Genomic DNA, 22,139 nt, shown 5'->3' with positions numbered 1-22,139 from the left:
TTGAATGGAATGTTCTTTTGTGCCCGGCCCCCGGAAGGGGCGGGCCTGCCGTCTAGTTGAATCCGTACAGCCGCGCGGGGTTGTCCACCAACACGCGCTGGCGCAGCGCCGCATCGGGACACGCCTCGAAGAACGTGTCCACCAATTCGCCGTCGTCGGGCATGTCGCCCGCCACATTCGGGTGCGGCCAGTCAGTGCCCCACAACGTCCGATCCGGCAGGGCCTCGACCAGCGCGCGGACAAAGGGAATGCCTTCCGCGAACGGGCGCTGGCCCGATGCGATGCGGTCGATGCCCGATACCTTCACCCAGGCCTGCGGCACGTCGGCCAGGCTCAGCAAGGCGCGCATCGCGGGCGATTCCAGTCCGTCGGCGGCCTTCAAGCGGCCCATGTGGTCCACGACGAACGGCAGCGGCAACGCCCGAAGACGTGGCAGCAGGTCGGGCAGCATCGCGCCATCCAGATGCAGGCACAGGTGCCAACCCAGCGGCGCGATCAGGGACACGACATGGTCGAACACCGCCGGCTCGGGCGCGCCGCCCAGATGGGGCACGAAATTGAACCGCGCGGCGCGCACGCCGCCTTCATGCAACGACTTGACGCTGGCCACCGTGGCGTCCGCCCCCAGCAACGCCACCCCGCGATAGCGGCCGCCGCTTCGAGCCAGCGCGTCCAGCAGGGCGCGATGATCCGAACCGTGGCAATTGGCCTGCACCACCACCGCGCGCTCGACGCCCAGATGCGCGTGCAACGCCGCCATCTTCGCGTAGGAGGCATCGGGCGGCGTATACGAGCGGCCCTCGGCATACGGGAACACGTCTGTCGGTCCAAAAATGTGGCAATGCGTGTCGCACGCGCCCGGCGGCAGCGCATGGCGCGGATGGGAAGGGGACGCAAGCGGGGGACGGCAATCGGGCACGGCGGTTTCCTGCTGGAAAAATGACATCGTCACGGATTGCCGGCCGGCAAACAATGCTATATCTTTGATTTCAGATATGCATAAATTAAATATCCAATGGATCTGAAACAGATCGAGTATTTCGTCCGGGTCGCGGAGCGGCGCAGCTTCTCGCGCGCCGCCGAAATGCTGGACGTGGCCCAACCCACGCTTAGCCGGCAGGTGCGCCTGCTGGAACTGGAACTGGGCCAGCACCTGCTGTACCGCAACGGCCGCGGCGCCGAACCCACCGAAGCCGGCCTGCGCTTCCTGGAACACGCCCGCGCCCTGCTGACGCTGGCCGACCGCGCCAAGGAAGACCTGCAGTCCTTGCGCGAAACCCCGGCCGGCAAAGTCGTGGTTGGACTTCCCCCGCGCATCGCCCGCGTGCTGACCCCGCCGCTGGTGCAGGCGTTCCGCCGCAGCTTTCCCGACGCCTCGATCGCCGTCGCAGAGGGCCTGAGCGCCCAGGTCCGCGAATGGTTACTGGCCGGCCGCGTCGACCTGGCGCTGCTGTATGACCCGGCGCCCTCGCCCCAATTGGCCTATGAATCGCTATTCCGGGAAGACCTGGTGCTGGCCGCCGCCGCCCGGCACGAACCGCCGCTGCCGGCCCGCGTGGCCGTGGCGCAGTTGGGCGACTATCCCCTGGTGCTGCCCAGCCTGCCCAATGCCATCCGCACGCTGGTGGAAAGCGTCTGCCGCGCCCAGGGCGTGCGCCTGAAGGTCGCGGCCGAGGTAGACGCCGTGCAGACCATCGTGGAACTGGCGGCGCAGGGCGACGCCTATGCCATCCTGCCGCGTTCGGCCGCCCGGGGGCCCGCCGCCGAACACGCGTTGTCGCTCTGCGACATCGGCTCGCCCAGGATCACCAACAACCTGGTATTGGCCAGCGCCCGGCATCGTCCCGCCACGCGGCTGGCCACGGCCACCGGTGCGCTGATCCGTCAACTGGAACTGGCCCGCCTGTTCGCGCCGGCGGCCGACACCCGCATCCGCGCGGACGCCCTTCCGCCCGGCACCGCCCGCCCCGGTCAAAAGAGTTAAAATGCGGTCACCTTTCTTGTTTGGCGGCTCGTTGCTGTCAAAGTCCTGTTGGCGTCTCACCTCAAACAATGACCACTATCCTCCCGAACCTTCCCACCGGCCAGAAGGTCGGCATCGCCTTTTCCGGCGGCCTCGACACCAGCGCCGCGCTCCTGTGGATGCGCAATAACGGCGCGATTCCGTACGCCTACACCGCGAACCTGGGCCAGCCCGACGAGTCCGACTACGACGAGATTCCCCGCAAGGCCCTGGCCTACGGCGCCGAAAACGCCCGCCTGATCGACTGCCGCGCGCAGTTGGTGGCAGAAGGCATCGCCGCCCTGCAAGCGGGCGCGTTCCACATCTCGACCGCCGGCATCACCTACTTCAACACGACCCCCATCGGCCGCGCAGTCACCGGCACGATGCTGGTGGCCGCCATGAAGGAAGACAACGTCAACATCTGGGGCGACGGCAGCACCTTCAAGGGCAACGACATCGAACGTTTCTACCGCTACGGTCTCTTGACCAATCCTGACCTGAAGATCTACAAGCCGTGGCTTGACCAGCGCTTCATCGACGAACTGGGCGGCCGTTCGGAAATGTCCGAATACATGCGCCAAGCCGGCTTCGACTACAAGATGTCGGCCGAAAAAGCCTACTCGACCGACTCCAATCTGCTGGGCGCCACCCACGAAGCCAAGGACCTGGAACAACTGAACTCCGGCATCCGCATCGTCAAGCCCATCATGGGCGTGGCGTTCTGGCGCGACGACGTGGCCGTGAAGGCCGAAGAAGTCACCGTCCGCTTCGAGGAAGGCCAACCGGTCGCCCTGAACGGCGTGGAATTCAGCGACCCGGTCGAACTGCTTCTGGAAGCCAACCGCATCGGTGGCCGCCACGGCCTCGGCATGAGCGACCAGATCGAAAACCGCATCATCGAAGCCAAGAGCCGCGGCATCTACGAAGCCCCGGGTCTGGCCTTGCTGTTCATCGCCTACGAACGCCTGGTCACCGGCATTCACAACGAAGACACGATCGAGCAGTACCGCGAAAACGGCCGCAAGCTGGGCCGCCTGCTGTACCAGGGCCGCTGGTTCGACCCGCAAGCCATCATGCTGCGCGAAACCGCCCAGCGCTGGGTGGCCCGCGCCATCACCGGCGAAGTCACCATCGAACTGCGCCGCGGCAACGACTATTCGCTGCTGAACACCGAATCGGCCAACCTGACGTACGCGCCCGAGCGCCTGTCCATGGAAAAGGTGGAAAACGCCCCCTTCACCCCGGCAGACCGCATCGGCCAGCTCACCATGCGCAACCTCGACATCGTCGACACCCGCGAAAAGCTGTTCACCTACGTCAAGACCGGCTTGTTGGCCTCCAGCGGCACGTCGCTGCCGCAACTGAAGGACGACGGCAAGAAGAAGAAGTAATTCTTCCGCCCCAGTAATTCTTGCCCCAAAAAAAAGCCCCTCGGCAAAAACCGAGGGGCTTTTTCATGCCCGCGACATTCATCGCAGATCTGACGGATAGGTCACGAGCGCAACCTCACGAGGCAAGACAACGCCCCGGCAAAAAACAAGCCTACAACTCGACCTGCATCCCCATCTCCACGACCCGATTCGCCGGAATCTTGAAGAACTTCGTGCTTCGCGTCGAATTCCGCGCCATGAACGAGAACACGGCCCTTCTCCACCGCAACAACGCCGGCTTCCTTGCCGCCACCACCGTCTGCCGCGACAGGAAGTACGACGTCCGCATCGGCTCCAGGTCCAATTCCGGATACGCCTCGGCCACCAGCCGCAACGCGTCCGGCACGTCGGGATCTTCCTTGAATCCGTAGTTGATCGTCGCCGTCCAGCTGGACGCGCTCAGCTTGTTCACGACGAAACGCTCTTCCGGCGAGATATACGGCACGTCCGCCACCAGGATCGTCAGGAACAGCACATGATCGTGCAGCACCTTGTTGTGCTTCAGGTTGTGCAGCAGCGCCGGCGGCACATTGCCCGAATTCATCGTCATGAAGATTGCCGTCCCGGGCACCCGCGACGGCGGATACGCCTCCAGCTGTTCCATGAATTCCTTGAGCGGCTGCCGGTCGCGATGCTGCATATCAGACAGCAAGTGCCGGCCGCGGCGCCACGTCATCATCAGCGTGAACACCACGATCGCCACCACCAGCGGCAGCCATCCCCCCTCGTGGATCTTGAACACGTTGGCCGAAAACAGCAGCACGTCGAACAGCAGCAGCAGGCCCAGCACCGTGAACCACAGCATGCGCTTGACGCCCGTGGTGCCACGCGGCAGCACCGCGAACGCCAGCACCGACGTCGTCAACATCGTGCCCGTCACCGCGAACCCGTAGGCCGCCGCCAGGTTGTCCGAATTGCGGAACAGCAGCACCAGGACCAGCACCGCGCACAACAACAGCGCATTGACCTGCGGCAGATAGATCTGGCCTTTCTCGACCGCCGACGTATGCAGGATCTGCATGCGCGGCCAGAAGCCCAACTGCACCGCCTGGCGCGTCACCGAATAGGCGCCGGAGATCACCGCCTGGGACGCCACGATCGTCGCGATGGTGGCCAGCGCCACCAGCGGCGCCAGGCCCCAATCGGGCGCCATCATGAAAAACGGGTTGCGGATCGCCGTGGGGTCGCGCAACAGCAACGCGCCCTGACCGAAATAGCACAGCGTCAGCGCGGGCAGCACCATGCTGAACCAGGCGCTGCGGATGGCCGGGCGGCCAAAGTGGCCCATGTCGGCGTACAGCGCCTCGGCGCCCGTCAACGCCAGCACCACCGCACCCAGCAGCACGAAGCTGATCAATGGGAATTCGACGATGAAGCGCAGTCCCCACATCGGGTTCAATGCCGACAGCACCTCCGGCATCTGCCAGATCTGCCAGGCGCCCAGAGCGGCCAGCGTGCCGAACCACACCAGCATCACCGGGCCGAACAGCTTGCCCATGACGCCCGTTCCGTGCGATTGGATCGCAAACAGCGCCACCAGCACCACCAACGCGATCGGCACCACCCACGCATCCAGCGTGTGCGACACGATCCCGATGCCTTCCAGCGCGGACAGCACGGAGATGGCTGGCGTGATCATGCTGTCGCCGTAGAACAGCGCCGCGCCAAAAATCCCCAACACGATCAGCACCCAGCGCATCTTGCCGTCACGATTGCGCACCGCCAGTTCCAGCAGCGCCAGCGTACCGCCTTCGCCGCGGTTGTCGGCACGCAGCACCAACGTCACGTACTTCAGCGACACCACCACCATCAGCATCCAGAACAGGATGGAAAGCACGCCAAGCAGATGCGCGGGCTCCAGGTCGGTATGCACGCTCAAGCCCGTCAGGCAGGCACGCAAGGTATACAGCGGGCTGGTGCCGATGTCGCCGTAGACCACGCCCAGCGCGCCCATGATGAGCGCCGCGCGCGACGATGGCGCGTACGCGCCACCCGGATTCGCGCCGGACGATGAAGGAACACCAGCCGTGGCTTGGCTCATGATGTGGGTTCTTGACGGGTAAGTTGAGCCCCTTTGCGGGGGCCGGGGAACACGACGGACAACCGTGTGCCGGAGAATTGGGGGCGGCTGGTCAGCTTCCACCAGGCGCCGTGGGCGTGCGCAATTTCGCGCACGATCGCCAGGCCCAGGCCCGAGCCGCCCGCTGTCGCAGTGGGTGACCGGTAGAAAGCCTCGAACACGCGGTCGCGCTCGTCGGCGGGAATTCCGGGCCCGTCGTCTTCGACGGTCAGCGAAGGCGGATTGGCGCCCACGATCAGCGTGATACGACCGGTCTCATTGCCATAGCGCAAGGAGTTGTCGATCAGGTTGCTCAGCAGTTCAGCCAGCAGCAAGGGGTCGGCGTCGATCCAGATGGGCGCGTCGGGCGCCACCAGGTCCAGCTCGTAGCGGGCCTCGCGCACCCGTGGGAACCACTCGGCGCCATGCACCCTCACCCACTCGCACAGGTCGATGCGCACGAAGCTGTCCTGCGGTCGGGCGTTGGGATCGGCGCGCGCCAGCACCAGCAACTGCTGGCCCAGCCGGATCATGCGGTCGCTGACGGCCTTGATGCGCTCGGCGCGGGCGCGCACGTCGTCAGGCAAGGGGCGGGCCAGCATCAGTTCGGATTCCAGCCGCAGGCCGGACAAGGGGGTCCGCAGTTGGTGCGCCGCATGCCCGATGAAGCGGCGCTGCGCTGCCAGCGACGCGTCCAGGCGCAGCAGCAGGTCATTGGTATGGGTCACCAGCGGCTCGATTTCCACCGGCACGCCCGCCACTTCCAGCGGCTGCATGTCGTCGATGGAACGCTGGCGGATCTCTTCGGACAGATGGTTCACGGAGCGCAGCCCCGAGCGCACGCCCTGCACCACCACCCAGGTAAACAGGGCGATCAGCGCCACCTGCCCCACCACCATCAGCCAGAAGAAATCTTCCAGCATCCAGAGCGACATGTCGATCTTGTGGGTGATGACCCAGGTGGCCGCCAAGTCCAGCAGGACCAGCAGCAAGATAGGCGGCATCAGGCGGATCACCAGGTGCCGCGCCAGCGAACGGGAAGGGAGCAAGGGGCGTGCTGCCGGAAGAGCGGAAGGAGTGCGTTCCTGCGTCATGACGCGATACCCTCGCTTGAGCGGATGGAAGCGCGCAGCCGGAGCACGCCGGGCGCGACCGGGCCGTCAGGCCGCTTCCACATCCAGCATGTAGCCGAAGCCGCGCACCGTCTGGATGCTGGCGCCCGTGCCTTCCAGGCGCTTGCGCAGACGGTACACATACACTTCGACAGCGTTTTCGCTGAAATCGGCGTCCCAGGCGGACAGCGAGTTGACGATCTGGCGCTTGGTCACGACGCGGCCCACGCGGGCCATCAACATCTCCAGCACGGAGAGTTCGCGCACGGATAGCGACAGGCGCTGGCCGTTGGCGCGGACTTCGCGGCCGACCGTGTCGAACACCAGCGGGCCCACTTCGATCAGCGGCTGCGCCTGACCGGCACGGCGCCGGCCGAAGGCGCGCACGCGCGCGGCCAGCTCGGGCAGTTCGAAAGGTTTGGTGACGTAGTCGTCGGCGCCGGCGTCCAGGCCCGCAACGCGGTCTTCGATGCCGTCGCGGGCGGTAAGGATCAGCACGGGAACCTGATTGCCGTCCTGGCGCAGTTGCCGCAGCACATCAAGCCCGCTCATGCCGGGCAGATTGAGGTCGAGCAGCATCAGGTCATACGGCTGGCCAGCCAAAGCGCCCAGGACTCGGTCGCCTTCCGTCAGCCAGTCGACCGCATAACCCTGGTCGGCCAGGAACTCCTGGAGCGCGTGGCCCAGGGTGGTGTCGTCTTCGATTACCAGTACTCGCATGCCGCGATTCTAGCGCGATCCGAAAAAAAAGGGGCGCGAAATGCGCCCCTTTCCTTGGGATCCGTTCACCGGCCGGACGGCGCCACAGCGGGAGCCGGGGTGGGCCCGCCCGCGGCCGGCGCGCCAGTGGCGGCGGCCCCGCCCGAAGGCGGCGTCGTGACGAATCCGATACGCGACATCCCCGAGCGGCGAGCCGAGGCCATGACCTTGGCAAGGGTTTCGTAACGGGTGTTCTGGTCGGCGCGGATGCGGATTTCCGGTTGCGGCTTGGTGCCGGCGATCGACTTGAAGCGGTTGGGCAGGTCGTCGATATTGACCGGCTTTTCGTCCCAGAACAGCGCGCCGCTGGCATCGATCGCCAGGTCCACGGTCTTGGGCTCTTCCTCGATCTGCTCCGCGGCCACCTGGGGCATGTTGATCTTGATCGAGTGCGCCAGCAGCGGCGCCGTGATGATGAAGATCACCAGCAGCACCAGCATGACGTCGATCAGGGGCACCATGTTGATCTCGGAAACCGTGTGGCTTCCGGATCCTTTACCCTCGAAGCTGCCAAAGGCCATTATTCGCTCCCGCGTTGAACCGCAGCGCCATTGCCGTTCTGGCGGCGCAGGGCGCGCACCTTGCCATCGGACAGCGACACTTGCTGGCCCGTGGTCAGGAACGCGAACAGGTCATGCGCGAACGCATCCAGACGCGACAGGAACACGCGGTTGTTGCGCACGAAGGTGTTGTACGCCAGCACCGCGGGAATTGCCACGGCCAGGCCCAGACCGGTCATGATCAGGGCTTCGCCCACCGGACCGGCGATGCGGTTGATGGTCACGCCATCCGACAGACCAATGCCGACCAGGGCGTGGTAGACGCCCCAGACCGTGCCGAACAGGCCGACGAACGGGGCCGTCGAACCCACCGACGCCAACACCGTCAGGCCATTTTCCAGCTTGGCGGTTTCTTCGTCGATGACCTTGCGCATGGTGCGGGTGACGAAATCGGAATTGCTGCCCGACTCTTCCAGCTTGGTCGCGCCGAACTTGTTGTGGTGCGCCTGGGCGTGCATCGCGTGGCTGGCCAGATGCGAGAACGGGTCGCGCGCGCCGTGCGTGGTGATCTCGTGCTCGACCTGCTCCAGCGAGCTGGCGTTCCAGAACTTGTTCAGGAAGTCGGCCGAGCGCTTGCGCATGCTGACGTTGCTGGCGGCCTTGACCAGGATCAGGTACCAGGTCACCAGCGACATCAGGATGAGGATGATGAACAGGCTCTTGCCCACGAAGTCGCTCTGCGCGACAAAGTGCAGGAACCCCATGTCGGGCGCGGCGGCCGGGGCCGGCGGCAACGACGGCAGCCCGGCGGCGGCGCTGTGCAGCGCATCCGCCGATTGCTGGACGACGCCGCCAGCGGTCGTCGCGGCTTGTTGGGCCGCGGGCGCAGCCGCGGCGGCGGCGGGCGCAGCCGCGGCGGCGGCGGGCGCAGCCGCGCCGGCAGCAGCCGGCGCTGCCGGGCTGGTGGTCGCCTGCGCCACCAGGGTGGCGCTATGCAGTGCGTTGGACATCTCAGTTCCTCATTACGAAATCGAACGGAATTTTGGCTTTGGCGGGATAGGCCACGCCGTTACGGGTATAGGGCTTGAACTTGGCCTTGCGGGCGGCGGTCAGCGCCGATTCGTCCAGTCTCGAGAAACCCGATGACGTGTCGATCGATGCGCGGTCCACCAGGCCCTGCGTATTGATTTCCACCAGCACCAGCACCCGTCCCTCTTCCCGCATGCGGCGCGAGGCCTGCGGGTAAACGGGCATGGGGCGCGCGCCCTGGAACTCAATGCTGGACACCAGGATAGGCTGGTCCGGCGGAGGCCCCTGCTGCGGGCTCTGCGAGGCCTTCGCGCCATCCGTCGCGCCCGCGGGCGGCGTCTGCGGAGGCGGCGTGTCCGGCTTGGGCTCGGGTTTGACTTCCTGCTTCGGCTGGGGCTTGGGTTTAGGCTTCGGTTTGGGCTTGGGCTTGGGCGCGGGCACCGGCGGCTTCTCGACCACCGGTTCGGGTTCCGGTTCCGGCTCGGGCTTCAATTCGGGTTCGGGCTCCGGTTCGGGCTCCGGCTCGATTTCGGGCTGCGGCTCGGGCGGCGGTTCAACGACCGGCTGCGGCACTTCCGGCGTGGGCTCGGCCTTCGCAATCTGCGGGACGGGCGCATCCACCAGACTGACCATGACGGCTTCGGGCTCCTCCAGTTCAGGAGGATTCGCAGGAGCCATGAAAATGGCGCCGATTACTGCCGCGTGAAGCGCGACAACCGCCAGGCCAGCGCCTGCACGTATACCAAACGAAGACGGCGAAGATGAATTCCAACCGCGTTGAAAACTAGGCATGAATCAGCCAGGGTGCATTGACTTATCCGGCCAGCCAGGGAAACGGCGCACACGAAAAAACGGCGCCGGCTGGCCGGTACAAGCCGAATATAATATCTTAAATGCGAATGATTCGCACGTTCTATTTCGTCTGGGCTAGCGTAGCACCCTTGATGCACATCACATCCGGCTGCATAAAACGTTTACGAAAAAGCGCGCTTTTAAGTCGAGCTTCTACGCCCCGCCTCTCCGGCACGCGGCCATGAGGCCAAGGGCCACGGCGAATCGCCAACCAGGCCGGAAAAACAAAAAACCCGCCACGGTGACGTGTGCGGGTTTTGTGTGCGGCGTGGTGCGAACCTTTGAGGGATCCGAACCGCCTGCGTGGGCTTTTGGTGGGTGCTACAGGGGTCGAACCTGTGACCTACGCCTTGTAAGGGCGCCGCTCTACCAACTGAGCTAAGCACCCGATCTTGACGACTTGCCGCGGCATCGCAACGGCCGTCAATGTGACGATTCTTGCGAAGCAACTGCCAACTCGGGGTACTCAAAAGCAATACGCGGGCCGGAGTATACCGGACCGCGTAATTGTCGGCAAATCGCGGGGGCCAATGCCCGGCGACCGCCATGCCGCCTTTAGTTGACGGCGTCCTTCAGGGCCTTGCCCGGACGGAACTTCGGCACCTTGGCCTTCTTGATCTTGATGGTTTCACCGGTGCGCGGGTTGCGGCCGGTGCGAGCAGCGCGAGCCGACACGGCAAACGTGCCAAAGCCAACCAGCGTGACCGTACCGCCCTTCTTCAGGGTGGTCTTGACGGCACCGATCAAGGCGTCGAGCGAACGACCGGCGGCAGCCTTGGAGATATCGGCCTTGCTGGCGATGTGATCGATGAGTTCGGTTTTGTTCATTCAGGTGTACCCCTCACAAGGTATGGAGTCTGGCGAGGCCGTGCGGTTCATGGCTGTCATGATGGGACGCCACTAACCAACGCATGGCCCGACAAACGACGAACAGACAGTGGATAAACTTTTTCTTGCGCTGCAAAGCACAACTTTTAAACTGCTGCGCCGCTTAAGATTTGATGGCTCTGATGCCTTCAAACCGTCAGCGACGCAGACATGTATTAGGCCTTGGCGTGGCGCGGCTGTCAAGCAAAAACCTCACTAGAACCCGCGCCAATACTAGCTTTTAGCTGGTTTCGCAATATACAAAAACGCGCATTTTGTGTTTGCGCGACACCGTCCGGGCATCACTTCAAGCTTGAATCAAACATCGACCCAACGACGCAGCAAATTGTGATAAATGCCCGTCAACTGAACAATGGAAGGATGCCCGGCGGCGTCTTGATTCAGACGCTGTATGGCCACATCCATGTCCAGCAGCAACGCGCGCTGGCTGTCTTCGCGCACCAGGCTCTGCATCCAGAAGAACGAACTCACTCGCGCGCCGCGCGTGACGGGATTCACCTTGTGCAGGCTCGTGCCGGGGTACAGCACCATGTGCCCCGCCGGCAACTTCACGGCCCGCGGCCCGTAGGTGTCGTCAATGACAAGTTCGCCGCCGTCATAGGTATCGGGCTCGGAGAAGAACAGCGTGGCGGACAGGTCGGTGCGCACACGCTCGGACGTGCCTGAGATGCCGCGCACCGCGTTGTCGACGTGATAGCCGAAGGCCTCGCCGCCTTCGTAGCGGTTGAATAGCGGCGGGAATATCTTGCGCGGCAACGCGGCCGACATGAAGAGGTTGTTCGCGGCCAGGCGCTGCAAGATCAGGTTGCCAAGCTCTTCTGCAAGCGGATGCTGCTCGGGCAACTGGCGGTTGCGCTTGACCTCGGCTGATTGGTAGCCGGCGGTGACTTTGCCATCCACCCAGTCGGCGGCATCCAGCTTGCGCCGAATGTCCGCCGCCTCGTCGGGCGTGAAAACCTCTGCGATCTGTATAAGCATGTGAGTCGTCCCGATTGCAAAGCCGGCGCGTCCTCGCGCCCGGCTTGCGCGTGCCGCATTATCCCTTCAGGCAACCGGTCAGCGCCTGATCGAAATCAAACAGCAGATCGGCCTCGTCTTCGATGCCGACCGACACCCGAATGAGGCTGTCCGCAATGCCCATTTGCTTGCGGCGCTCGGCGCCCATCTCGTAATAGATGGTGTGCGCGGCAGGCAGCGCCAGGCTGCGCGTATCGCCAAGGTGGGTCGCCATCAGCACGATCCGCAGACGGTTCAGGAAATCGAAGCAATCCACGCCGTCGGCCAATTCGACCCCCAGCAGCCCACCGAATCGCGCGCCGAACAGCGCCGATGCCCGGGCATGTTGCGGATGGCCCGCCAGGCCCGGATAGTGCACCTTGGCCACGCCAGGATGCGATTCCAGGAAACGCGCCAGCGCCAGCGCGTTGGCGCAGTGCTTGGCCATGCGCAGCGCCAGCGTCTCGGCGCCCACGGCAATGCGGTGGGCGGGCTCGGCGGCCAGCGTGCCACCCATGTCGCGCAAGCCCTTCTTCTTGATCTGGGTAAGCCCCCAGCCAGTGGACGGGCCTTTGCGGTAGGCCTCATAGATGTTGGTGTAGCCAGACCAGTCGTACAGGCCCGTGTCGGTCACCGCGCCGCCCAGCGCGTTGCCATGCCCGCCGATGTACTTGGACAGCGAATTCATCACCAGCGACGCGCCGACTGCCGACGGACGGAACATCCACGGCGAGGTCAGCGTATTGTCCACGACGTAGACAAGGTTCTTCTCGCGGCAGATCTCGCCGATCACGGCCAGGTCGGCCACTTGCGTGCCCGGGTTGGCGATGGTCTCGGTGAAGACCATGCGCGTATTGGGCTGGATCGCGGCGCGCACCTGCGCCGCGTCGGTCGCGTCGACGAAGGTGATCTCCACGCCCAGTTCCAGCAGCGTGCCCAGCAGGCTGTTGGTATTGCCAAACACGAACTGGCTGGACACCAGATGATCGCCCCGGCGCAGCAACGTCGTGAAAATGGCCGACAACGCCGCCATTCCCGTTGCGAAGCTGACCGTGCCTTTGCCGCCTTCCATGTGGTTGACCTTCGCTTCCAGCGCGGTGGTCGTCGGCGTGCCCTGGCGCGCATACGTGAAGCCCGCCTTGCCCTGGAACACCGCGGCCAGCTCGCGAGCATCGTCGTAGGCGAATTCCGACGACGGATGCATCGGCTTGTGCACCGCTCCGTGCTCGACGGATTGTTGGCGGTCGGAATGGAGGATCGTGGTGGTGAAGCCGTTCTGGTGCATGGTGAGCTGAGGCGTAAAGGAAGAGCTACGAATAGGTCGGGTCGGGGGGGATCAGGATTGGCGCTGGCGCACGGTCTCGTACAGACAGACGGCGCTGGCCACACTGACGTTCAGGCTTTCCACCGAACCCAGCATGGGGATATTGACCAACTGGTCGCAGGTCTCGCGCGTGAGGCGGCGCATGCCTTCGCCCTCCGCCCCCATGACCCACGCCATCGGCTGGCGCGCATCGATCTTGTGCATGCTGTCGGTCGCCTGGTCGTCGGTGCCGACCAGCCAGACGCCGCGGTCCTTCAGGCCGCGCATCGTGCGCGCCAGATTGGTGACCATCACATACGGCACGGTATCGGCCGCGCCGCAGGCCACACGCTGCACCGTGGCGTTCAAGCCCACGGCGCGGTCGCGCGGCGCGATCACCGCGTGCACGCCGGCGGCGTCCGCCGTTCGCAGGCAGGCGCCCAGGTTGTGGGGATCGGTCACGCCATCCAGGATGAGCAGCAGCGGCGGACCCTCGATCACGTCGAGCACCTCGTCCACATCCACCGCCAACTGGCGTTCGTCGGCCAGGGCCACGACGCCTTGATGGCGGGTGCCGCGCGACAGGCCATCCAGCCGCTCGGCAGGCACCGGATGCAGGCGGCAACCCGCCTTCTCGGCCTGCTCGATGAGCGTCTGCATCCGCTTGTCGCGACGCGACGCCTCTACATAGATTTCCTTGATCGACTCGGGCGCGTGGCGCAGCCGCGCGACAACCGCGTGAAACCCGGCCAGAACTTGGGTCGACGCCATAAATGCAATACCTTTAGATAAACGAATACCCGCCCCAAAGGGGGCGGGCCACCGGAGCAAGCCGGCCATCAACGCAATGTTACCCCTTATGGCCCGGCGGCCCTAAGACGCGCCGGCCATAAAGAGGATCCATCAGCCGGATCAATGCCGCTTGTGCGTCACTTTCTTGGCTGGCGCGGCGCGTTTGGACGCCCGGGGCGGCTTACCCGCCTTTTTGGCGTCGGCACGCCGCTCCTTGGCGGTCTGTCCCTTTAGCGCGGCGGGCTTGGGCGCCGCCGCTTTCTTTACACGGCGCATCGGTTCTTCCGGCCCGCGTGCCGCAGCCTTGCGCAGTGCGTCGAAGCTGGTGCCCTGCACCAGGCGGAATTCGATGCGGCGCGCTTCGAGGTCAACGCGCGCCACCTGCACCTGCACCTTGTCGGTCAGGCGATACCGCATGCCCGTGCGCTCGCCGCGCAATTCATGCAGGGCATCGTTGAACTGGAAGTACTCGCCGCCCAGCTCGGAGACGTGCACCAGCCCTTCGACGTGCAACGTGTCCAGCGTGACGAAAATGCCGAAGCTGGCCACGCCGGTGACGGTGCCGCTGAAGTCTTCGCCCACGCGCTCCTTGACGAACCAGCACTTGAGCCAGGCTTCGACATCGCGCGAGGCTTCGTCGGCGCGGCGTTCGCTGGCCGACAGCACCAGGCCCATCTTTTCCCAGATGGCGTGCTCGTGTTCTTTCTGCGTGCGACCGATAACCACCGCGTGGTCGTCCAGGCTGGGCACATAGCGCTGCCCGGCCAGCAAGGCCTTGATCACCCGATGCGTCAGCAGGTCGGGATACCGCCGGATGGGCGACGTGAAGTGGCTATATCCCGGATACGACAGGCCGAAGTGGCCCATGTTGTCGGGGCTATAGACGGCCTGCTGCATGGATCGCAGACACATGGTCTGCAGCAGTTGGTAATCGGGACGACCGCGCACGGTATCCAGGAAATCGCCGTAGTCCTTGGCGGTGGGCGTTTCGCCGCCACCCAGCGACAACCCCATGGTGCGCAGGAATTCGCGCAACGATTGCAGGCGCTCGGGAGTGGGGCCTTCGTGGATGCGGTACAGGCCAGGATGCTTGCTGCGCGTCATGAAGTCGGCCGCGCACGTGTTCGCGGCCAGCATGCATTCTTCGATCAGCTTGTGGGCGTCGTTGCGCACCGAGGGCACGATCTGTTCGATGCGACCCAGCTCGTTGCAGACGATCTTGGTTTCAACCGTATCGAAATCGATGGCGCCGCGCTTCTTGCGGCCCTGCACCAGCAACTGGAAAAGCTCATATAGATGCTGGACTTGCGGCATGACGGCGCGCATGGCCGCGGCGGCCGGGCCGCCAGGCTGCTGCAATGCCGCCCAGATGTTCGTATACGTGGTGCGGGCATGCGAGTGCATCACCGCGTTATAGAACTGGTAGGCCGTGACCGTGCCGGCCTTGGCGCCGGTAGCGGGAATCACCATATCGCAGACCAGCACCAGGCGGTCCACGTCGGGGTTCAGCGAACACAAGCCATTGGACAGCGTCTCGGGCAGCATCGGAATGACGCGGCGCGGGAAGTAAACGCTGGTGCCGCGTTCGATCGCGTCGTCATCCAGCGCATCGCCCGGGCGCACATAGTGGCTGACATCGGCGATGGCCACCAGCAGGCGCCAGCCCGGGCGCTTGCGCTGACCCGTGCCCAGTTCGACGGGCTCGCAATAGACGGCGTCGTCGAAGTCGCGCGCGTCTTCGCCGTCGATCGTGATCAACGGCACGTCGCGCAAGTCCACGCGGTCTTTCAAGTCGCTCTTGCGCACCACGTCCGGCAGGCGCGCGGCCTGCTTGCGGGCGGCTTCCGAGAATTCGACGGGCACATCGAACTTGCGCACCGCGATCTCGATTTCCATGCCGGGATCGTCGATTTCGCCCAGCACCTCGGCCACGCGGCCCAGCGGCTGCGTATGACGGGTGGGCTGCTCCATGATCTCGACCGCGACCACCTGCCCGTGCTGGGCGCCGTTGGTGTCGCTGGGCGGAATCAGGATGTCGTGCTTGATACGCTGGTCTTCGGGCACGACGATGGACAGGCCATGTTCGTGCAGGAAGCGGCCCACCAGTTTGTTGGTGCGGCGTTCGATGACCTCGACGATGGTGCCTTCCGGCTTGCCGCGGTATTCGCCCGACGGCTTGACCAGCACGCGGTCGCCATGCAGCACCTTGAGCATTTCGCGCGGCGACAGGAACAGGTCCGGGCCGCCGTCATCACGCAACAGGAAGCCGAAACCATCGCGGTGGCCCAGCACCTTGCCGGCGACAAAGTCCAATTTGGTGGCCAGCAGCAACACGCCCTTGCGGTTGGGCATCAATTGCCCGTCGCGTTCCATGGCGCCCAAACGGCGCTCGAACCCGACCATCGTCGCGGCACGCTCGACGCCCATGCGTTCTGCCAATTCCACCGGAGACAACGGCGAGCCCGCGGCTCGGAGCGCGGTCAAAATGGCTTCACGGGACGGGACATCGGGATCGAAGTCCGGCGGCGCTTCGGGCAAGGGTGTTGATCTATTGTTTTTCGATTCGTTATTCGATCGTTTTGCCAAAGCTGAAATTTCCGTATATAATGCGCAGCTTCTGTGGTTCGCCCAAGGCTGAACACTGAAGCAGAAATGGTCAGAAGGGGTCGAAAGACCCATTGTAAAACCAACTGCGCTCGGGACGCATGTTTTAGTTAAGTCAGTACGCTGGAAACAACGTATGGCCCTTAACAAAACAAAGCAACTAGAGCGGCAGCGTATCACATAGTTCTGACATTATCTTTCAGTGCCCAGGTGGCGGAATTGGTAGACGCGCACGGTTCAGGTCCGTGTGCCGCAAGGTGTGGAGGTTCGAGTCCTCTCCTGGGCACCACGGAATTTAAATCGGATCCGCTTTCGGGCGGGCCTGATAAGCAAAGTAGCTGATAAGCAAAGTAGTAAAGACAGTGAAAGATGTGAAGCACGAAAGTGCTTCCCAGTGCCCAGGTGGCGGAATTGGTAGACGCGCACGGTTCAGGTCCGTGTGCCGCAAGGTGTGGAGGTTCGAGTCCTCTCCTGGGCACCAATTATTACATCACGAGATACCTGTCGTGATGCGCCAAGAAGAACCCCGATCGTGCAAACGACCGGGGTTTTTTCTTTTCCGGCCCCGGCAACACCGGGGCGCTGCGCCGCCCTACTTCAGCACCCGCGTCATCACCACGTGCGGGATACCCGCTTCCACGAATTCCTCGCCTTCGACGGTAAAGCCGTGCGCCTCGTAGAATCCGGCGGCGTGGGTTTGGGCGTGCAGCACCAGCATGCGGTGGCCGTCGCCGTGGCCTTGCCCGATCAAGGCGTCCAGCAACTGCCCGCCCACGCCCATGCCGCGCGCTTTCTTGTGCACGGCCATGCGGCCGATGTGGCCGTCTGGCAGCAGCCGGCCCGTGCCCATCGGCGTGCCGTCCGGGCCATAAGCCACGGCATGCACCGACACGGCGTCGTCGTCGTCCAGCTCGATCTCGGGCGGCACTCGTTGTTCGACGACGAATACCTCGTAGCGGACCGAATACGCGTCTTCGCGCAGCCGGTCCCACGTACCCAAAGCGATACGCACCGTAGATTGCTTGTTGGTCGACATCTCCGTTCCCTCGCGTGCAGCAGATCAATAACAAATATCCTACGCCGCATTCTCTCAGGGATGGCCGCCACGCGAAAAGGGGTACGATCGCGGCTTGCCCACGTTGCCCAGGCACGACATGACGCCCTCTGCCCCACCGGCTTGGCTGAAAGCCGCACCCGCGCTTTTCCTATTGTTGTGGTCCAGTGGATTCGTCGTGCTCAAGATCGGGCTGGCCTACGCCGATCCCATGACCTTTCTGGCGGTTCGGTACGCCTGCGTCGTGCTCATCCTGCTGCCCTTCCTGCTTGTCCTGCGCCCGCCCCTGCCGCGCGGCGCCAGCGCATGGGGCCACCTGGCGATGGTGGGACTGCTGTTGCAGGCCGGCTACTTCTGCTTCACCTATCTATCGTTGAAGCAAGGCATGTCGGCGGGCGGCATGGCGTTGATCGCCTCGCTGCAGCCGATTTTGATCGGACTGCTGGCGCCGCTGATCGCGCACGAACGCGTCGATGCCCGGCGGTGGGCCGGCCTGGGCCTGGGGGTGGCGGGCGCCGGACTCGTCATCGTCGCCAAGGCGTCCATCGATGTGCTGGCGCCGCTGGGATTGCTGTTCGCCGTGGCGGCGCTGCTGTGCATCACGGGCGGCACCCTTTATGAAAAACGCTATGGCGCGCAAACGCACCCGGTCACATCCAATCTGGTGCAGTACGCGGTCGGGCTGGCCGTGTCGGCGCCGCTGGCGTTCTGGCTGGAACCGATGCGCATCGAATGGACGGGCCCGTTGCTGGCATCGTTGGCCTATCTGGTGGTGGGCAATTCGCTGGTCGCCATCACCCTGCTGCTGACCATGATCCGGCATGGCGAAGCGTCGCGGGTGTCGGCGCTGTTCTTCCTGGTGCCACCCTGCACGGCCATCTTCGCCTTGATCGCCCTGGGCGAGTCCATCCCGATGCTGGCCTGGCTCGGCATGGCGCTGGCCGCCATCGGCATTCTGCTTGTCACCCGCAGCGCGCGGGCGCCGCAAGTAGAATAGGCGCCTTCCCGCGCCCCTGGCCTGCCCGCACCGTCGCCCATGAATGCCGTCGTTACCGCCGCCCTGCCAGTCTTTGCGCTGATCCTGACCGGCTGGCTGGCCGCCCGCCGCAATCTGCTGGGCCCGGGCGCGACCGATGCGTTGAACCGCTATGTGGTGTACCTGTCCCTGCCCGCCTTGCTGTTTCGCGCCATGACGCAGGTGGACCTGGCGCATATGGCGCACTGGGGCTTCGTCGGTGCGTTCGCGGGCGGAATCGCGGTTACGTTCCTGGTGTCGTTCCTGCCGGGACGCGGCGGCCGGCGCACGCTGACCGACCGCAGCATCGAGGGCCTGGCCGCCTCCTATGCCAATGCCGGGTACATGGGCATTCCCCTCTGCCTGGCGCTGTTCGGCGCCGAAAGCCTGGCGCCTGCCGCTTTCACCACCCTGCTGACCGCCAGCGTCCTGTTCGGCGTCGCCATCGCGATGATCGAATTCGACCGCCAGCAAACGCCCAACGTGGCAGCCACCCTGCTCAAGGTCGGCCGCGCACTATTGCGCAACCCCTTGCTGGCGGCGCCCATGCTGGGCCTGGCGTGGGCGTCGACCGGCGTGGCCCTGCCGGAAGGCGTGGACCGCTACGTCGCGCTGCTGGGCGCATCGGCCAGCCCCTGCGCGCTGGTCACGATCGGGCTGTTCCTGGCGCAGACGGAAACGTCGACCGCGGGCCCCGGCGTGCTGCGCCTGGTGACGGGCAAGCTGCTGCTGCAGCCGGCCGTCACGGCGGTGCTGGCCTTTACCGTTTTTTCCATGCCCCCGCTATGGGCCTGGACCGCCGTGCTGATGAGCGCGCTGCCGATCGGCACCGGCCCTTTCATGCTAGCTAAGATGTATGGCCGCGACGCCCGCGTGACATCGCGCGCCATCCTTGTATCCACCGTGGCGTCGGTGCTGACGGTCAGCCTGCTGGTCGCCTGGATCAACGCCCATCCCCTTTCCTGACCGCTTTCCATGCTGCTTGCCGCCTCCATTTTCATCCTGACCATCACGCTCGTGATCTGGCAGCCCAGAGGGCTGTCGATCGGCTGGAGCGCCGTGATCGGCGCGGGCCTGGCCCTTGCGACGGGCGTGGTCCACGTGGCCGACATCGCCGATGTTTGGCACATCGTCTGGAACGCCACCGCCACCTTCATCGCCATTATCGTCACCAGCCTGATCCTGGACGAGGCGGGCTTCTTCGAGTGGTCGGCGCTGCATGTCGCCCGCTGGGGAGGCGGGCGCGGACGCCTGCTGTTCGTGCTGATCGTGCTGCTGGGCGCCGCGGTGTCGGCGCTGTTCGCCAACGACGGCGCCGCGCTGATCCTGACCCCCATCGTCATGGAAATGCTATTGGCGCTGGGCTTCGGCCCGGGCGCCTCGCTGGCCTTCGTGATGGCCGCGGGGTTCATTGCCGATACGGGCAGCATCGCGCTGATCGTGTCGAATCTGGTGAACATCGTATCGGCGGATTTCTTCGGCATCGGCTTCGGTGAATACGCCTCCGTGATGCTGCCGGTCAACCTGATGGCCGTCGCGTCCACGCTGGCCGTCCTGCTGCTGTTCTTCCACAAGAGCATCCCGCCCCGCTACGACGTAAGCCAACTGCCGGCGCCTGCCTCGGCCATCCGCGACCCGATCACATTCCGCGCGGGCTGGATCGTGCTGGCGCTGCTGTTGACCGGCTTTTTCGTGCTGGAACCCATGGGCATCCCGGTCAGCGCGATCGCCGCCGCCGGCGCCGTGGGCCTGCTGGTGATCGCCGGACGGCAGCATGTCGTGGGCACGCGCAAGATCATGCGCGAGGCCCCCTGGCACATCGTGATCTTCTCGCTGGGCATGTACCTGGTCGTGTATGGCTTGCGCAACGCCGGCCTGACGGCGCATCTGGCGCAGGTGCTGGACCGCTGCGCCGAATACGGCTTGTGGGGCGCCGCGATGGGCACTGGCCTGATCACGGCATTCCTGTCGTCCATCATGAACAACCTGCCGACCGTGCTGATCGGCGCGCTGTCGATCGCGGACACCAGCGCCACGGGCCCCCTCAAGGACGCGATGATCTACGCCAACATCATCGGCAGCGACCTGGGGCCCAAGATCACGCCGATCGGCAGCCTGGCCACGCTTCTCTGGCTGCATGTGCTGGCGCGCAAAGGCTTGCGGATCACGTGGGGATACTACTTCAAAGTAGGTATTGTCCTGACGCTGCCGGTACTGCTGCTGACGCTGGCCGCGCTCGTGTGGCGGCTGCAGTCGTAACGCAGCGTGGCGCAGCCGCTCGCCGCCATCATATAACCAATAGTTATTAATGAAGCACTAATTTATGGTTTGAGGGCGTTAAGGCCCGGCCTTACACTTCCAACATTCCGACGGGCGCCCCATATGCGCCCGTTTGCATTGACGATTCAGATCCCACCGGGACACCCCCATGAGCTCCAACGCCTCTACCCTGCCCCTGCCCTCGGCCCTGCCACCCATCCGCATCAACCGCGCGCCGCTCTGGATCGCGCTGCTGCTGTTGCTGGCCGGCGCGCTGTATTTGAACCAGACCGTCAGCTGGCGCCAGGGCGCCTTGTGGGTGGTCGGCGCGCTGCTGGGCGTGACGCTCTATCACTCCTCGTTCGGCTTCACGCAAGCCTGGCGCGTCTTCGTGTCCGACCGCCGCGGTGCTGGCCTGCGCGCGCAGATGTTCATGCTGGGCGTTGGCGTGCTGCTGTTCTTCCCGTTCCTGGCGTCCGGTTCGCTCTTCGGCCAACCCGTCGCGGGGCTGGTATCGCCGCCGGGCGTGTCGGTCGTGTTGGGCGCCTTCCTGTTCGGCATCGGCATGCAGCTGGGCGGCGGCTGCGCGTCGGGCACGTTGTTCGCGGTGGGCGGCGGCAACACCCGCATGCTGGTCACGCTGCTGTTCTTCATCATCGGGTCCGTGGTCGCCACCGCCAATTTCGGCTGGTGGTCCACCTTGCCGGCGCTGGCGCCGACGTCGCTGATCAAGACCTGGGGCCTGGCGCCCGCGCTGATCGCCAACCTGGCGGTGTTCGCGTTGATTGCCTGGGGCGCCACCGTGCTTGAGAAGCGCCGCCACGGCCACGTGATCTCGTTTGCGTCGCGCACCGCGCGGCCCGTCTCGCTGCTGCAAGGTCCGTGGCCGCTGATCTGGGGCGGCGTGGCGCTGGTGGTATTGAACTTCGCGACGCTGGCGCTGGCCGGCCGCCCGTGGGGCATCACGTCGGCCTTCGCGTTGTGGGGCGCCAAGGCGTGGAACTCGGTCGCCGGCGACGTGGCCACCTGGACCTACTGGAGCAAGCAGCCCGCGCTGGCCGCGCCGCTGCGCCAGGACGTCACGACGGTCATGGACATCGGCCTGATGCTGGGCGCGCTTGCCGCCGCCAGCGTGGCCGGCAAGTTCGCGCCCATCTGGAAAGTGCCGGCGCGTTCGCTGGCCGGCGCGGTCATCGGCGGCCTGCTGCTGGGCTATGGCGCCCGCCTGGCTTTCGGCTGCAACATCGGCGCCTACTTCAGCGGCATCCTGTCGGGCAGCCTGCATGCGTGGATCTGGTTGCCGGCCGCCTTCGCAGGCAGCGCGCTGGGCGTCCGGTTGCGCCCCGCCTTCGGGCTGGCGGTCGAAAAGACGCCGCCCCCCTCCAGCTGCTGACATCGACTACCGGAAAACAGTGTTCCAGGAATGGCCCCCGATTTAGGGGGCTTTCTTTTTTTCTGGCGGTTCAGCTGGTGTATGGTTGC

General features: G+C 65.0%; 19 protein-coding genes and 3 tRNA genes. 8 read left to right on the top strand and 14 right to left on the bottom strand.

Annotated elements, in window-relative coordinates; genetic code table 11:
• Positions 1–52: 52 nt before the first annotated feature.
• A complete protein-coding gene (locus tag CQ050_RS19590; protein ID WP_233214175.1) occupies positions 53–919 on the bottom strand; it encodes an amidohydrolase in 867 nt (288 codons plus the stop codon).
• 96 nt (positions 920–1,015) lie between these two features.
• Here CQ050_RS19590 and CQ050_RS19585 point away from each other — a divergent pair, with 96 nt between their 5' ends.
• The gene (locus tag CQ050_RS19585; protein ID WP_105558492.1) at positions 1,016–1,984 is read left to right on the top strand and encodes a LysR family transcriptional regulator; all 969 of its coding nucleotides are present in this window, start codon (positions 1,016–1,018) and stop codon (positions 1,982–1,984) included.
• A 68-nt stretch (positions 1,985–2,052) separates the two neighbouring features.
• The gene (gene argG, locus CQ050_RS19580; protein ID WP_105558491.1) at positions 2,053–3,396 is read left to right on the top strand and encodes an argininosuccinate synthase; all 1,344 of its coding nucleotides are present in this window, start codon (positions 2,053–2,055) and stop codon (positions 3,394–3,396) included.
• Positions 3,397–3,547: 151 nt separating this feature from the next.
• Here argG and CQ050_RS19575 read toward each other — a convergent pair whose 3' ends face one another.
• From CQ050_RS19575 to rnr, 12 genes are all read right to left on the bottom strand, one after another.
• Positions 3,548–5,476 (bottom strand): potassium transporter Kup, encoded by a 1,929-nt coding sequence (locus CQ050_RS19575; protein ID WP_105558490.1) that lies wholly within the window; start codon positions 5,474–5,476, stop codon positions 3,548–3,550.
• Positions 5,473–6,588 (bottom strand): HAMP domain-containing sensor histidine kinase, encoded by a 1,116-nt coding sequence (locus CQ050_RS19570; protein WP_233214166.1) that lies wholly within the window; start codon positions 6,586–6,588, stop codon positions 5,473–5,475. The genes CQ050_RS19575 and CQ050_RS19570 overlap by 4 nt, the downstream gene beginning before the upstream one ends.
• Positions 6,589–6,654: 66 nt before the next feature.
• Positions 6,655–7,326 carry a response regulator transcription factor gene (locus CQ050_RS19565; RefSeq protein ID WP_057285123.1) on the bottom strand — a complete coding sequence of 224 codons (672 nt, stop codon included), beginning with the start codon at positions 7,324–7,326 and terminating at the stop codon, positions 6,655–6,657.
• 65 nt (positions 7,327–7,391) lie between these two features.
• Positions 7,392–7,886 carry a biopolymer transporter ExbD gene (locus CQ050_RS19560; RefSeq protein ID WP_105558489.1) on the bottom strand — a complete coding sequence of 165 codons (495 nt, stop codon included), beginning with the start codon at positions 7,884–7,886 and terminating at the stop codon, positions 7,392–7,394.
• Positions 7,886–8,875: a MotA/TolQ/ExbB proton channel family protein gene (locus tag CQ050_RS19555; RefSeq protein ID WP_105558488.1), complete on the bottom strand. Its 990-nt coding sequence runs from the start codon at positions 8,873–8,875 to the stop codon at positions 7,886–7,888. The genes CQ050_RS19560 and CQ050_RS19555 overlap by 1 nt, the downstream gene beginning before the upstream one ends.
• Position 8,876: 1 nt before the next feature.
• Complete coding sequence (locus CQ050_RS19550) at positions 8,877–9,686, bottom strand: energy transducer TonB (protein WP_105558487.1); 810 nt, start codon at positions 9,684–9,686, stop codon at positions 8,877–8,879.
• Positions 9,687–10,058: 372 nt separating this feature from the next.
• Positions 10,059–10,134, bottom strand: a tRNA-Val gene (locus CQ050_RS19545).
• A gap of 167 nt (positions 10,135–10,301) precedes the next feature.
• Positions 10,302–10,574: an HU family DNA-binding protein gene (locus CQ050_RS19540; protein WP_003812968.1), complete on the bottom strand. Its 273-nt coding sequence runs from the start codon at positions 10,572–10,574 to the stop codon at positions 10,302–10,304.
• Between the two features lie 357 nt (positions 10,575–10,931).
• Complete coding sequence (locus CQ050_RS19535; protein ID WP_105558486.1) at positions 10,932–11,612, bottom strand: Fe2+-dependent dioxygenase; 681 nt, start codon at positions 11,610–11,612, stop codon at positions 10,932–10,934.
• A 58-nt stretch (positions 11,613–11,670) separates the two neighbouring features.
• Positions 11,671–12,915, bottom strand: a complete 1,245-nt coding sequence (locus CQ050_RS19530; protein ID WP_105558485.1) for a cystathionine gamma-synthase family protein — start codon at positions 12,913–12,915, stop codon at positions 11,671–11,673.
• 51 nt (positions 12,916–12,966) lie between these two features.
• Positions 12,967–13,704 (bottom strand): 23S rRNA (guanosine(2251)-2'-O)-methyltransferase RlmB, encoded by a 738-nt coding sequence (gene rlmB / locus CQ050_RS19525; RefSeq protein ID WP_105558484.1) that lies wholly within the window; start codon positions 13,702–13,704, stop codon positions 12,967–12,969.
• A 141-nt stretch (positions 13,705–13,845) separates the two neighbouring features.
• Positions 13,846–16,311 carry a ribonuclease R gene (gene rnr / locus CQ050_RS19520; RefSeq protein ID WP_105558483.1) on the bottom strand — a complete coding sequence of 822 codons (2,466 nt, stop codon included), beginning with the start codon at positions 16,309–16,311 and terminating at the stop codon, positions 13,846–13,848.
• Between the two features lie 222 nt (positions 16,312–16,533).
• On the opposite strand from rnr, the gene CQ050_RS19515 reads away from it, so the two are divergent.
• Positions 16,534–16,618: transfer RNA gene (locus CQ050_RS19515), tRNA-Leu, on the top strand.
• Positions 16,619–16,725: 107 nt separating this feature from the next.
• Positions 16,726–16,810 (top strand) — tRNA-Leu (locus tag CQ050_RS19510).
• A gap of 111 nt (positions 16,811–16,921) precedes the next feature.
• Here CQ050_RS19510 and CQ050_RS19505 read toward each other — a convergent pair.
• The gene (locus CQ050_RS19505) at positions 16,922–17,365 is read right to left on the bottom strand and encodes a GNAT family N-acetyltransferase (protein WP_105558482.1); all 444 of its coding nucleotides are present in this window, start codon (positions 17,363–17,365) and stop codon (positions 16,922–16,924) included.
• A gap of 118 nt (positions 17,366–17,483) precedes the next feature.
• Between CQ050_RS19505 and CQ050_RS19500 the strand changes: the two genes are divergently transcribed.
• The 4 genes from CQ050_RS19500 (at position 17,484) to CQ050_RS19485 (ending at position 22,050) form a co-directional block, all read left to right on the top strand.
• Positions 17,484–18,380 carry a DMT family transporter gene (locus CQ050_RS19500; RefSeq protein ID WP_105558481.1) on the top strand — a complete coding sequence of 299 codons (897 nt, stop codon included), beginning with the start codon at positions 17,484–17,486 and terminating at the stop codon, positions 18,378–18,380.
• 39 nt (positions 18,381–18,419) lie between these two features.
• Entirely contained in the window at positions 18,420–19,364 is a 945-nt protein-coding gene (locus CQ050_RS19495) for an AEC family transporter (RefSeq protein ID WP_105558480.1), read from the top strand.
• A gap of 9 nt (positions 19,365–19,373) precedes the next feature.
• The gene (locus tag CQ050_RS19490) at positions 19,374–20,657 is read left to right on the top strand and encodes an arsenic transporter (protein ID WP_105558479.1); all 1,284 of its coding nucleotides are present in this window, start codon (positions 19,374–19,376) and stop codon (positions 20,655–20,657) included.
• A 169-nt stretch (positions 20,658–20,826) separates the two neighbouring features.
• On the top strand, positions 20,827–22,050 hold the full coding sequence (locus tag CQ050_RS19485) for a YeeE/YedE family protein (protein ID WP_105558478.1): 1,224 nt from the start codon (positions 20,827–20,829) through the stop codon (positions 22,048–22,050).
• Positions 22,051–22,139: the final 89 nt, after the last annotated feature.

It is taken from the genome of Achromobacter sp. MYb9 (assembly GCF_002975275.1).
In the GTDB taxonomy this organism is placed as follows: domain Bacteria; phylum Pseudomonadota; class Gammaproteobacteria; order Burkholderiales; family Burkholderiaceae_B; genus Achromobacter.
The sequence above is the reverse complement of the archived record's forward strand: the minus strand, read 5'-3'. Positions and strand labels throughout refer to the sequence as shown.